We start from the raw sequence: 13,596 nt of genomic DNA on the forward strand, positions 1-13,596 counted from the left end.
ACAGTGATTATGAAGCTTTATAAGATTCAATTTATGAAAAGTGTAACAAACCAATTGCACTTGCATGAAAAGAAACAAGTACCGTTAAAAATATTAAAAGAAATGGATAAACAAAACGGCAGTTATTACTTCGAAGAATATTCTCAAATGAGTCGCCGTTTCGTTCGAATTGGAGTAGAAATCGAAAATGCTTTTAGAGTTTCAATAAAAAATCGTCCTCACATATCGTTTATTCATTCTGATTATCAGCCTGGATTATGGTTTATGGACCCTAATTCCGATGCGGAAATCGGTTTAAATGTATGTGGTCGTTTTGCAATCGAAGCGTTCGATAATTATGGGACTCTAATTGCTCAGGAAACAATTATTGTTTTCCCCAAAACGCTAACACTAGAACAATACGAACTTATGCAGGCTGAAATTAGAGATCTAATGATTGCTTTTAATACTAACCCTGCCTCTGAAGAATCCAATAACACTCGTTGGACACGCCAAAGTGTTTTTCCGCTCCATGAATTTCAAACACTTCTACAAAAATTCATAAAGAGTGTAGAAGATGTTTTAACTGCTCCAGCGGAAATTCTAGAAAAACGCCAAATAACCATGAGACCTGAATCTATAAAACGCTGGACTCCTCGCACTTTGATTAATAGACAACATGCCATAGGGCAACAAAAAATTAAAACAGAAGTAATCGAGCGATCACACAACATCCCTGAACATGAAGTGATAAGAACCATGTTGGACAACCTTCATTCTAAGATTCAACAAGCTTACCATGTTGAGTTAGCCCGCTCTCAAATGTTAGAGAATGAGATCCTGTCCCGTGCACAAGTTTCGTCTGCCTCAAAAAAAATAAATGAAAATGGTCTTGCAAGAGCCATGTTTAATAAACAAAACGAGGTGGAGCAACGGCTTTTTGATGCACATAAGAAAATTGAAACATTGACTCAGATGGCTGCTTTACTACACCCATATCGCTACGAGGAACCGTTATTTGATGTCTCTCCTGCAGAAATCGAAGAGTCTCACTTGTTTATACACGAACCTCGATACAATGCAGTTTTCGAGTATTATGAACAAATTGCTGACTTAACCCCCAAAATCAAGTTGGAAAAAGCAGAGTTTATAGAGTTGATGGTTAAGTCTCCTTATTTATTTGAAGTGTGGACGCTATTGCAACTATATTCCGAGTGTATGCGTCTAAATTTTATACCGAAGTCTCCTATTACAGATCAGATGTTCTTTAATTTTCAAAAACATAAACAGTTAAAAAGACTCACAGTTCGCTTTCAACATGCCACGACAGGAGACCAAATCGTTATTACTTATGAACCGGAAATTACAATTGCAAATGGTTCATTGCGAAAACCAGATTACTATATTTCCTTTATTAACGTTCGAAATAGATCTTGTGTGAATCATACATTAGATGCTAAATATAAGCCATATAGTGACCCGGGTTTTGACCGTTTGCTCCGTCAGGATATATCACACTCGTGCAATCGATATCTTCAAGATTTTTCGGATTCTGTATATCAAATACGTAGTGCATCCCTTATTCACAATGATGCCATTTCAGACAGCTGTAATTGGAATGTAAGGTTAAATAACGAATTGCCTTACACATTTGCTCACTTTAACATCGCCCCAGGCAAAACGAATCACTTAAATACGTATATGAAACGAATTATCCATCAATATAACGGTGATTATGGTTACTGCCCATCCTGCGGAAAAATGAACAGCGGTGAACCTTTTCCTCTAGATTCTCCATATCCATTTAAATGGACCTATGTCTGTGACTGCCAAGAAGTTTGGGTAGATAATACATGTAAGTCAAACTATAAACGAGAATACCATCCTGACCACCTTCGTGGAAACGATGTTCGTCTTCTCAAATATGCCCACGGAAATTACAACAAACAAGTTAGAGATACATGGGATGTCCACTGTCAAGTTTGTCAACGCAGCCACCAAGGATCTCTTTATTCCTCAGATATATTAGGTAGAGAAATCGAAGCGTCCCTAGAAATATAATATTTTTTGATATGTCATGACCGTTGAGACGATATCTTCTCAACGGTCTAACTTTTTCACTATTCTACTAATATTATAGGAGTGACGTACTTGAAGCTATTCGAAGTTATCCTAACTTATCCAAAACGTAGAAGCGCATTTTTCCCTAGTGCGAACCAAGTTACGCCTCAAATCCTTAACGAGTTACGCAAATATAAAGGAACTTACGTCTTTCAAGAACACGAAAAAAGAGACGCTCACCAAATTCATCTGGGCGTCCACGTAAAGGGTGCATCTATAGTAGTACTATCCGGCCATTTCAAATTACGTTTGACACGTTCTTTAAAGCATGAAGAGCTCTGGTATCTAACTCCTCCTCCACATGAAGAAGCACTATTTTATAGTTGTGGAAAGTTTACAATCGAAGCATACGACAGTCACGGACAACTGATCGCAAAGGAGAAAATGATTGCTCTACCTTTAACAATTCCCATCGAACAATATGAATTATTGCGAACTGAAATTAGAGATATGATGACAATGTTCGAGGTGAATCCCAGCTATTTCACTGGGCAAGATGTCTCAGCTGAACGTTTTGATTTTCCCAAATTAAAATTGTTCTTTGATCAGTTTATGAATGACGTGCACATTGTCTTAACGGATTTTGTTTTCCTGGAGAGAAATGCCTTTAATCCTTATTCAACTGTTAATGTCTTGTCACGAAACATACAGCACGTATTGAATCACGAATATCAAATCTTATCATTACATCACAAGCAATTACGGGATGAACTTCAGACTCGGCAAAACACCGCCACTCTTCCACGCCCTGGCGCTGACCACGGTATGACAGCCGCTATCAATAAAAAACAGGCTGTGCTCAAAGAGAGTATTAGCCGTTTAACAACTAATATGAATATGCTGCAGCATATGTTGAATAACCTTCACTCTATCCCTTATGCAACCTCTTTACTCAACGACTACGGCAGTGATTTAGAAGAATTTCAACTTTCGTTGGATCCTAGTGAGCAAGAGAAAAAATTGATGAAGTCGTATCAACAAATTATGAACCTATTTCCTCAATTATCCTTAAACGCAAAAACGCTAACTTATCAAATGTTTGAATCTCCAAGACTTTTTGATATATGGGCACTTTTGAAACTTTACGTAGAATGTATGAAACTACAGTTTGTGCCCCGTGCTTCAATTCTCGAACGTCTGCTTAAACATCAACATCAATATCAACACTTAAATGGTATGGTTATGCATTTCAGTCACGCAAAAACACAGGACCGGCTCATCGTTGTGTTATCGCCTAAAATTGTTCTAGATGACAAGAGTATTCGACAACCCGATATTGTTGTCTCTTTTAAAAACACACGGAAAGGATCATATAACCATCATGCTTTGGATGTAAGCCATCTACCTTATCAAAATCAACATTATAGTTATCTATTGCGTAATCACCTAATACATTCTAGGAAGCGTTACATTGATGACTTAACTGGAACACCTTTTCAAATGACTAGTACAACATTAGTCCATAGCTCCTTCATGCAAAACTGGAATGTACAACTGCTTGAGGGCGAAACAGCCTATACGCATTCCCATTATCATCTAACGCCCAATCAAACTAACAGTCTTAGAACTTATATAAAGCGCATTCTTCATCAGTACAATGGCAATACGAACTATTGTCCCGCTTGTGGTTCAACTCAACGAGGCATCCCTTACCCGTCTGAAAAACGCGCATATAAATGGACGTACGTCTGTGACTGCACAGAAACTTGGGTCAGTCACTTATGTAAAAAAGAAGGCGTAACAGACTACCATACAGCCGATGAACCAGAAAATGTGCGCCTGTTAAAATATAGTTCGGAAAACTATAATCCACTTTCAATTGAGACTTGGGACGTCCATTGCCCCGCTTGTAATCGAGATCAGTCAGGAAACATTCACATTCAAAATATTGATGGCGAGCGAATTGAACTCCAATTCTAAAACTAGCTACACTTCTATCATTGAGTAAAAAATATCTTAGATAACTTTAAAGTCATTCTGCTTGCTTCAGACAAAATATATAAATTGAGGTGATGGCATTGGGAGTCCGCTTTAAGACAACTCGTTTTCATGTACTTTATGGCCCTGTTCCCTTATTTGAGCGTGTAGAACATAAGCTTCAAAGTCCCAGAGTTTTGAAACTACATGGTAAGCATTTTAGTATGCGACAACTCGAGCGAGACATTCCAGCACACATCATTCAATCTCTGCTAAAGTTTAATACTGATGAATGGGACCTAGTTACGGTCGAAGTACGAAACGACACAGGAAAATTTGTGAATTCTACTTGGGAAAAAGTTATTGCGGATAAAAAATACTGGGTAACGATTGGATTCGGTGATGTTGTCCAAACCATCATCATTAAAGAGAGTAATGGGCTAGGACAGGAGATAGTTAAGCAAGGACTGTTTTTCGAGTTTGTTTCTGAAGTAAATAAGCAATTGATGATTCAAGAATTCCCGGAGTAAATCGACTAAAAAGTTGTATGCAATTCATCTTTGAGAATGCATACAACTTTTTTATTCATTTATCCATGTAATATTCTAGAGCGGACTATCAAAAAGTTCTTTTCTCCCCTTTATTGTGAAGAGAGAATTAGTTGAAACAGCACTTTGAGATACTTTATGAAGCTCTACAAGATCTTTTTCATTCAAATTGGCGAGATTCATTTCCCATGAAGTCGAAGGCATTTCATTTCGTTGCGAATCCATATATCTCCATGCCTCAGAAGATTCATCAACCTTCCAATGATAAAGCACATTTTCTAAATCGGCAGTTGAATTTTCAAGGCAAATTTTCAGCTCGTAGTCTGTTCCCAAGAGATTATTTGTTTTCTTTGAAAACCAAATCACCCCACCAGATTCCATCATTGGTTCAACATCTTCAAACTCATAACCTAATGTATTCAGGTAATCTTGATCTGACGGTTCTACAACCGCGCCTGTAAAAGAAAGCGCATAGTAAACCATAGGAATCAATTCCTTCTCTTCGTTCTTTCGAAGCGACTCTAAAATAACGCCTGCTAGCTGGATAGCCATGCTAGGGAGACCGCCCCATCTGTAATAGGCAGTTGCTACATGCTCACCATGATACTCTACATCAAGTCTTAACCGTTCACCCATCTTTTTCCCTCCTAATTATAGTAATTATTTCTGATTATAACTTGGCGATACAATTTTTCTGACGCTTAACATTTGCTGAATTATTGTAAGTACAAACGGCTTGGACTCTTCGGAAATCAGAGTTCAAGCCGTTTAATCATTATAGTGTAAGTTTCCTCCATACAGGAATACCTCACTTAGTACCATTCAATATTTGGTTAACAATCTGAATGACCAATTCACTTCTTCAAAGTATCAAGAAAATCCTCGAAAGATGAATGGAGCGGCACTAACTCACCTGCGTTATATTCAAAGATTTGCTCTGAATCATCCATTAGAATCAAGATTCCATCAAACCCCGGGTTCTCAATAACGACATATTGATCTAATTCTTTTGTTCGCGCTCTTTCTTGCAGAGTATTTTCAACAACACCGATGTGTGAAGAGGGAGCATAGCCAAAAATCTCATGGTGATTGATAGATAATGCACCATATCGATTTAAGAATGTGACATACCCTTTTGGAAGAGTGATCCCCAACTGCGTCTCCATGTTTCGAATCGTATCTTCATCAACACCACCTAATACAAAAGCTGTCTTGTCCGCAATCGCTTGATCAATCCATTGTTTGTCCATATTTGACTTCCTCCGCTCTTGTTTTCCAATGCTCGATTTTTTCCGAGTTAAACTCCACACGATCAATCACAGACTTGATGGTTTTATCATGCAAAATACCGTCATTCCCCGCGCCTCTATGTTCCTCCACTTTTAACTCTGCTAAAGGAGAATCCATACGTTGACCAATATGATGCAATTCTATTGGCTTTCCTTCACAAAGTGGGGCTAACCCTTGCTCCATTCTTTCTAGATTGGTTCTGCCGAAAATATCCTTTTCCTCATAATCGATATCGGTTCGTACAAGCACTTCTCGACCGTTCACTTCACCTAATTCCACATTCGAGTTTTCATAAATTTCAATTTCCTCAGGTGATGCGACCTCAAATGCTTGTAACACCGTGGTAAAAACCTTACTTTCGAGCATTTGAAATACTTTTTTGTCATCCACTTCAATCACATCTGGCATATTTAATTGTTCAAGTAGATGTTGGTCAGAAATAAATAAACCTTCATTTCGTACCATACTCTGTTCACTCATCGTTCCATCCCCCTCCAATGATGAAGAATCAATCGTTTGAGTTCATCAACGTTCTCGATATGGCTTCCTGAAAAGTGTTTCAAAGCCTCGTTAAATCGTTTCTGAAACTCGTTCGGATTGTTACTGAACGTACAATATTTCAGAATTAAAGCCCCATCAATAAGATGGAAAATGATTCGAGCCCGCAATTCTATGAAAAATCTTGAAAACAAGTTTGGTACTCGACCTTCATGCAATTGTTCTACCATATTAATCAGATGTGCACGCTCACCTTCACCTAGAGCAATTTGGTGGATGTACTCAAGCAATCGAGTCATTTCCATCGATGGAAATTCTTTTGGTTGGTCAACGATAAGATGACACAGAACGTCACGGGGATTCATTTCTTCAGCCTGATGAGTCAGCAGTCGTTGCCCGTCAGATTCCTGATAATTAACCTTGACGACCACTGGATTCAGCCATGTACTCTGATGCACGATCGCACTTCCAGGACGTAACTTAGATATCTCATCAATTTGTTCTTCATTCAATCCAATCGATTTCCCGAGACGTTGCCGATCCTCTACATCCGGGAGTCGCATAATGATTTTCGTGTTCGTATTCTTTATCGTTGCTGGATCAACCGCACTTGGTGATTGATCGACGATAATGAACCCTTGTCCATACGAGCGCATTTCTGCTATTGCATTCGTCATCATCTCAACAGATTTTTGTTGAATCGTGCTCTCTCCAGTGTGCGAAACATTTTTTAGAAGATGATGGGCTTCCTCTAAAATCGTGACATGATGGAGAGGTGTATTCATGTTGTTCGCTTGAACCATGCGATACTCATGCAACTTTAAGAAAACAATGCCCATAATCAATGATTTCGTCTCAAGTGAACCAATACGACTTAAATCAATGATTGCATGATGGTCAAACAATTCTTCATCTGGAATTGGAGATTGGTTAAATAACGGACCAACAATCCCATTTGTCATTGATTCAACTCGTGCCACTAAAGACCCTTTATAATTGTCTTCTACTTCTTTCGAAAATCCGTAGCTCGCAATTACGGAAGGTAACGTCTGCAGTAAATCTTGGAAGGTAGGGAACCGAGGCGTACTTCCGATAAATGTTGACGTATTTAAAATCCAACCGATTCGCTCGTAACTCTCACTAACAGATTTTTTTAAAATGTTTGGCATCGCTGCGTAAAGAGGCCAACAAGCACTCATGATTTCAATCAAGCGGTCTATATGTTCTTGAATATGAATTCCTGCTTGAAATGCAAACGGATTGATTTGTAATAGTTGTCCTTGTGTACGATTTGTTCCAAACACCTTAACGTCCGACAGATGCCCGTAGATATGCCGATACTCCCCTTTTGCCGGTTCTATGACAAGAGTTTTAATATGATGTTGCCGTAATCCGTTGATGATTTGATACATTGTATTTGATTTTCCAGAACCTGTAGAGCCACTAATAAAAGTATGACTCGCTAATTGATCCACATTTAAATGGACTTCCTGCGTTTCTACTTTACCGAAATGTTGCAATTTCCCTAATTCGATTTTTCTTCCTGTACCATCACCAAAAATGTATTGGACACTTCTTCCAAATTCCGCCATACGCAAAATTGGTACCGTATTCAATGACTTTTGAGGGAGATGGAGCGCTAGCGTAATCTCCTCTCCGTGAATCAATGAAGTTGGTTTTACGATGAGTTGTTGCTGATTTGTTGCTTCGAAGTGAAACATCGGGTGGCAAAGAGTCGATAAATAGCGAGTCATCTCTGGAATCTGTTCTTCGTTCCATTGTAATAACGCTCCTTGTTCAATCGAAGAGTTTTCTCCGCGAATGACCGAACGATATGTTTGTCCTGCAATTTGTGCCACCTTTGGATTCTCAGCGATGAAGTACGCAGCAAACTCCCACATACCATAGTCTTCCGCATCACTGACTCGTTCTAATTGAGCATCTAACTTCTTCATCATTTCGCTGACAGTCTTATTCTCAAAAGTGAGTTGCATCGTTTCACTAGAAGACGCTGTAGCAGCAACTGACACAGAGCTACTAATTGATTGTCCTACGGAATCGCCTGTCGAACTAGACATTCCAGATGTCTTTGATTCACTCGTTCCTTTACTTTCGCTTGTAGAACTACTTTTCGAGTAACCAGCGCCCAGACCCACGTGCACGTTCTCTTTTATTTTCACCCCAAGATTGACACTAGCTGAACCCGAATGTGTGACACCTTCTGTAGTGGTAATAGAAGAAGATGTGCTCTGACTCGTAGAATGACTGATTGTAGATGTGGCGCTTTTCGTGACACCTTTTGTCATTCCTTCTGTGACCGCCTGACTTTCAGCAGTTCCATATGTTCGAGTCGACTGGCGTAAAGGAGACAATTCCGTGTAAAGCGAAGCATAATTCTGCCGCAACAATGCAACTTCTGATGATGACAGTGCGGTGCCGATAATGATTGCACTGAAACGCTCACCTTGCATTGATTCAATCAGACGATCAATTCCTTGTGCTTGTTGAAGTGATTTCTTAGAAGGAATACCGCAGACTGAAACAATAGATGGCAAATCACTGTTTCGATGGAGAATTGTATCAAATAGTTCATGAGTTTTCGAGTTCGAAACTACCTTTAGCATGCTACCTTGAAATTGACTTTCAAAACTTTTTTGGAATAAATCATGTAGTGGATAAACTTCCTGTTGCGCCTGGTTCGTTCGAACGGCCATATATAAATCAACTTGATGACCATCGCTATTGATTAACAAGGAAAGTGATCCGTTCATATGACTAATCCCATTGAAAAGCGTGGTCAGTTTATCTGTGATATCTTCTTCCTGTTCGTAGACGAGTGTCATGATTTTCATGATTCGAATGTTTTTGTGAACCATGAACACCTCAGGCATTTGATCAAACGGTTGGATGTCTTGCTCAGGTAAGCGCATCAAGTAATTACGATCAACAATATCGTTTGCCAGTAAAATGGCTTCATTAAGTGCTTGAAGATGAGTTTCTGTCTTGACTAAAGTATTCACGCTACTCATCTTCCTCTCGATGCACTCAAGATTTGTCTTACAATTTTATATAGTTCTGCTAGCATCTCTACGAGCGGTGAACGTCTTGAAGCTTCTGTGCTACGATGATTTGCATGGATACGATCCAATTCTTTACGAATCTCTTCAAATCGTTTCTTCTCATGTGCATTGAAGCCTTTTTTTCGATTGATTTCTTCCAAATCTCTTAATTCCTGTTTAAGCTCTTTTACGCGATGTCCAATTGAATGTTGTCTTGTATATTGCGTTCTTTGTTCCCCTGACTGCTTCGGCTCTTGGATAGGTGACAAGTGTTTTCCCACTTCAATAATGTGAAGGAACAGGGCCCGGGAGTAATGTTCCGTTTTCAACGATGCATATGCTTCCGTCAAATATTCTTGATTCCAGTGTTTTTTATCTTGACGTTCAAAAGTATCCTCCTTGTCCCAAAGTGGGATATTTTCTTGTTCAATCATCGTCAACGCCTGTGAAATCACAGCATTTTTATCATTTGGATTGGCCATGATATATGTTGATAAACGACGACGAATCAACGAAATATCTTTTTCTTTAATCGCTTCGAATAAATCCATATCCTTCCACTCTCCTTAATTAGTTTGTTAACAAGACATCTAATTTCTTAATAATTCCATGTAACCATTCTTTATTGGCCTTGCGACGCTCCACTTCTTCCATTACCATTTCTTGATCCGTTGTCAAAAGCTGAACACGATCCAGATTTTTTCGGATTGCTTTTTCCAACAACTCAAGTTGACCAAGGAACATTTTTTTAAACATATCCGTTTGTTCTTGTGCTTGTACTTCTGCAGTCTTTAGCAAGTTTTCCATATAGTCGTCGACTGGATTAATGTACTCTTTAATAACATTGTCCATATCGACAAAATCGTGCGTTTCATAAACATCCTTTTCATATGTTGAAGATTCTCCCCATGTCCAAGGCTTATACCATTTCTTACTAGTGTTGCGCCGTGTTACGGTCCCAACATAGACTTCTCGTTCTTCCGTATACATAGCAATCAACGAATCTGCGTCTGGTAAATTGACGGTTAGGACACTTTCGGTGAGACTTGTCGCAATATTTAATTCAATCGATGCACTCAAAAGATTTTCAATCGATTTTTGATACTCTTTGGCATACACATTAGCCTGATGACGCAAACCTTTGTCAATTCCTTTTTCCAGATCAATCAACATGCTCGAACACAACATTTCAACTTCCTTTTGGAAATGCTTGATCATCAAGTTTGCTTCACGTTGTTTAACTTGATTTTCTTGGCGTAACGGCTCAGAAACTTCCAATAATTTTTTACCAAATGTCTTACGGGTTTTTAACAGATATTCTTTTGCTGTGTCATCACTCAATGATTGAATATCCTGGATTAAAGCTCTACCATGGTCACCCTTTTCTAGCAGTGCGTTCACTTGCTTGATTTCTTGAGCAAGTTCTTCACGTTTTGCCTCATTTTCTTCAAGTTCGTCTTCTATTTTCATCAACATTTTTTCCTGCTCAATCACTTTACGGAATGATTCCACTCCATTTTTGATTTTCGAAGTCACCGCATATTTTTCTAAGTATTCATTGATGACTTCCTCAATAACAGGGACACCAGAGTAGACAATCGCCTCTTCTTGTTCGTCCGTGGCGTGTTCTATACGATTTTGAACTGCTGTTTGTACAGAAGGAGTCAAGGCCGGGTAACGATGCATTTGCATTTCCGGCTGTTCGATAAAACGCTCATAATCATACGCGTCTCGTCTTTGTTTTCCTGTCAGTGGCTGCCCTGCCTTTTGCATTCGTAATAACTTTGCCAACTGTGCAGAAATAGGATAAATATTTGGTTGCTCAATCCCATGCCCCTCGAGATATTTCTTTGCATTATCAATTGCTACTTGAAGGGATTCCCCTGCTTCGACATCATATTTATCTGCTTGATTGAGTACGAAAATAAAACGATCTTTTGACTGTTTACCAGATACCTTCATTGCTTCTGAGACGTCTGCAAGCAATCGGTTGTCGTCCGAGATACCAAGCTGAGAACCGTTCAGTACATACATGACAATAGGTTGATCTTCATTTTGAATGATTCGGAAGGTTGCGTTTCGATGCTCCATGTCCCGTGAATTGTTTGGACCCGGAGTATCAATCATGACAAGGTTCATTCCTTTAGAAGAGATGTTTGGAATTGCGCCTTTTAAATGAATCGTTTGAATTTGATGATTCTCATTGAAACTTACTAAATCCGCAGGGCTAATTTCGCGAATGGATTGAATAGGTTGCTCATCCGCATCATAAGTCTCTGCCGAAAATGATTCTTGCCCTTCACGATTGTAAATGCGCGTAATTTTTGCCGTACACGCCTCATTTTTTGAAGGGATGAGTTCCTGACCTAGAAATGCGTTGATTAATGTAGACTTCCCAGAACTCATCGTAGCGATAATCGCAATCTCAAATTCATCGTTCATCGATTTCTCAAAATTCTTTTGAACCCGATCCGTTTTCAACTCATCAAAAGGACCTTTTTGGATTTCAGTCATTAATTCTTTCAATTGATGAATTTTGTCACTTGGATCCATGACATGAACATGCTGGCAAAAGAACTGAGTCCCTGTATTCTTTTTATTATGTTGCTGGCAAGATAAAGATAAATCTTCAAAATCCGGTGCTGTTCCAGAAAAATTAATTAAAATTTCTTCTTCGTTTACATCCTTTTCTAACGCTCCACAAAGCCGTTCCATCCAAAGTTGAAGACGCAGTTTTTTACAGTCATGAAGCGAACTATTTTTATTCTCTAAGTATTCTTGTCCATCAAAATGAATCTCAGTTTCCATCAGGTACGGGTTATAAATCATTTCTACGTTCTTCATTTAAGAAATCACTCACTTTTCATGAAATTTATGATGCTTGCAAATCCTGTACGTTCATTAATTTCAGATGATTCTGTCTGACCATCTACTTTGAAATAAGAATGAAAGTAATCTTTTAATCGCTGTTCTCGCTTTGTCAGCGTAGCAACCTCTTGACTTAAAAGTCGTGTGGCAATCGCAGATGTCGTCACGACATTTGGTTTGTTAAATCCATTTTCCTCAATGAAGGATGTTGCTACTCCCATATAATGCTCTAACGTTTCCCCTAATTCCGAATCAAGTTCGTCAATCTTATTTAAGACGAATAGAATGCGATGACTTTTAGAATAGGACTTCACCAAATGTAATAATTCTTTTTCGTCATCCGTACCTAATTGCGTTGCGTTTAATACCACAATGACTTTATCGTAAGAGTGCTCAAGTAGTGTTTGCTGGGCAAGATCAAAATGATTTTCTCTCCAAGAACTGTTCATTCCTGGTGTGTCCACTACTGTATAGCCATACTCAGCTAATCCGTTTGTTGATTGTCCGCTCCAAAACGTTAAGTGATTCAAATCATGTAAGTCTGAATCATTAAGTTGTTCAATCCAGTTTGGTGTCGAACATGCAGAAGAAAAAATCCGATGATTTGTGTCTGATAAAAAAACTTGATCCAAAGTCGGGCAATGCTTATATCGAAGAGAGAAGTTCGTAGAAACTTGATTTTGCGTTTTGGCCCAATTCGCGCCTAATAGATTATTCAGAATCGTTGATTTACCAGCACTCATCGTCCCAAGAATTAAAGTCGTACCTAATTGTCGTTCTCTTTTTTCATGAGGGGCCAGCCAAAAACCGAGTGTTTTTTGATAGCGAATATGTTTAAACGACTTCTTCGTTTTAATCTCGCTGTAAATCGAATCATTCATCAAAAATTGAACTCGATCAGGATTCATCTCGAGTGATTCCAGAATAGTACGTAATTGTTCTTTCTTATTTGGAAACATCGATAGGATATGTAAAACAAGCTCGTCTGCAAGACAATAGCTATATGACTTTATACCTTTCCACTTAAAACGAAGTTTTTCTAAATAGTTCATAATTTCTTTAAGGTCATGTGTTTCTTCATAAGATTTTACATTTAATAATTCTCCATAAAATGTATCTAGTTGTTTTTCGCTATCTTCTAATTGATTTACAATAAGTTGCAAACCGCTTATGTATTTTCTTTTATGACGATCTTTTAGTCCTCTTATGTGCCAGTCCTGATGCGACTTAGTAAGTGCGTCGTAGTTAAACATCTCAAACCACCTCTCCTTTTTATTCCGCTATAGGCTCATATAGTTCTTATTTACATTCATCAC

The 13,596-nt window shown here is 38.6% G+C and carries 10 protein-coding genes; 3 read left to right on the forward strand and 7 right to left on the reverse strand.

Going from position 1 to position 13,596, the window contains the following annotated elements; translation table 11 throughout:
- The first annotated feature begins 9 nt into the window (after window positions 1-9).
- From KNP84_RS03465 to KNP84_RS03475, 3 genes are all read left to right on the forward strand, one after another.
- Window positions 10-2,040 (forward strand): nuclease domain-containing protein, encoded by a 2,031-nt coding sequence (locus tag KNP84_RS03465; protein ID WP_215114254.1) that lies wholly within the window; start codon window positions 10-12, stop codon window positions 2,038-2,040.
- A 90-nt stretch (window positions 2,041-2,130) separates the two neighbouring features.
- On the forward strand, window positions 2,131-4,020 hold the full coding sequence (locus tag KNP84_RS03470) for a hypothetical protein (RefSeq protein WP_215114255.1): 1,890 nt from the start codon (window positions 2,131-2,133) through the stop codon (window positions 4,018-4,020).
- Window positions 4,021-4,112: 92 nt separating this feature from the next.
- Window positions 4,113-4,547 carry a hypothetical protein gene (locus KNP84_RS03475; protein ID WP_215114256.1) on the forward strand — a complete coding sequence of 145 codons (435 nt, stop codon included), beginning with the start codon at window positions 4,113-4,115 and terminating at the stop codon, window positions 4,545-4,547.
- A gap of 75 nt (window positions 4,548-4,622) precedes the next feature.
- On the opposite strand, the gene KNP84_RS03480 is transcribed toward KNP84_RS03475, so the two are convergent.
- The 7 genes from KNP84_RS03480 to KNP84_RS03510 all read right to left on the reverse strand — a co-directional run bounded on the left by KNP84_RS03480 (window position 4,623) and on the right by KNP84_RS03510 (window position 13,533).
- Window positions 4,623-5,201: a hypothetical protein gene (locus KNP84_RS03480; RefSeq protein WP_215114257.1), complete on the reverse strand. Its 579-nt coding sequence runs from the start codon at window positions 5,199-5,201 to the stop codon at window positions 4,623-4,625.
- 218 nt (window positions 5,202-5,419) lie between these two features.
- Complete coding sequence (locus KNP84_RS03485) at window positions 5,420-5,815, reverse strand: SMI1/KNR4 family protein (protein WP_215114258.1); 396 nt, start codon at window positions 5,813-5,815, stop codon at window positions 5,420-5,422.
- Window positions 5,796-6,335: an HNH/ENDO VII family nuclease gene (locus KNP84_RS03490; RefSeq protein WP_215114259.1), complete on the reverse strand. Its 540-nt coding sequence runs from the start codon at window positions 6,333-6,335 to the stop codon at window positions 5,796-5,798. Before KNP84_RS03490 ends, KNP84_RS03485 begins: the two co-directional genes overlap by 20 nt.
- Window positions 6,332-9,373, reverse strand: a complete 3,042-nt coding sequence (locus KNP84_RS15335; RefSeq protein ID WP_215114260.1) for an ATP-binding protein — start codon at window positions 9,371-9,373, stop codon at window positions 6,332-6,334. Before KNP84_RS15335 ends, KNP84_RS03490 begins: the two co-directional genes overlap by 4 nt.
- A 5-nt stretch (window positions 9,374-9,378) precedes the next feature.
- Window positions 9,379-9,963: a hypothetical protein gene (locus tag KNP84_RS03500; RefSeq protein ID WP_214754815.1), complete on the reverse strand. Its 585-nt coding sequence runs from the start codon at window positions 9,961-9,963 to the stop codon at window positions 9,379-9,381.
- A gap of 19 nt (window positions 9,964-9,982) precedes the next feature.
- Window positions 9,983-12,220: a dynamin family protein gene (locus tag KNP84_RS03505; RefSeq protein WP_215114261.1), complete on the reverse strand. Its 2,238-nt coding sequence runs from the start codon at window positions 12,218-12,220 to the stop codon at window positions 9,983-9,985.
- 44 nt (window positions 12,221-12,264) lie between these two features.
- Window positions 12,265-13,533, reverse strand: coding sequence for a dynamin family protein (locus tag KNP84_RS03510; protein ID WP_215114262.1), 1,269 nt, complete (start codon window positions 13,531-13,533; stop codon window positions 12,265-12,267).
- Between the last annotated feature and the right edge of the window lie 63 nt (window positions 13,534-13,596).

The organism is Exiguobacterium sp. s70 (assembly GCF_018618315.1).
In the GTDB taxonomy this organism is placed as follows: Bacteria; Bacillota; Bacilli; order Exiguobacteriales; family Exiguobacteriaceae; genus Exiguobacterium; species Exiguobacterium chiriqhucha.

Excerpts from the sequence above, each read along its gene's own strand:
- KNP84_RS03500 (WP_214754815.1), bottom strand. The coding sequence starts at position 9,963 with ATGGATTTATTCGAAGCGATTAAAGAAAAAGATATTTCGTTGATTCGT.
- KNP84_RS03510 (WP_215114262.1), bottom strand. The coding sequence starts at position 13,533 with ATGTTTAACTACGACGCACTTACTAAGTCGCATCAGGACTGGCACATA.
- KNP84_RS03465 (WP_215114254.1), top strand. The coding sequence starts at position 10 with ATGAAGCTTTATAAGATTCAATTTATGAAAAGTGTAACAAACCAATTG.
- KNP84_RS03505 (WP_215114261.1), bottom strand. The coding sequence starts at position 12,220 with ATGGAAACTGAGATTCATTTTGATGGACAAGAATACTTAGAGAATAAA.
- KNP84_RS03480 (WP_215114257.1), bottom strand. The coding sequence starts at position 5,201 with ATGGGTGAACGGTTAAGACTTGATGTAGAGTATCATGGTGAGCATGTA.
- KNP84_RS03490 (WP_215114259.1), bottom strand. The coding sequence starts at position 6,335 with ATGAGTGAACAGAGTATGGTACGAAATGAAGGTTTATTTATTTCTGAC.
- KNP84_RS03485 (WP_215114258.1), bottom strand. The coding sequence starts at position 5,815 with ATGGACAAACAATGGATTGATCAAGCGATTGCGGACAAGACAGCTTTT.
- KNP84_RS03475 (WP_215114256.1), top strand. The coding sequence starts at position 4,113 with ATGGCATTGGGAGTCCGCTTTAAGACAACTCGTTTTCATGTACTTTAT.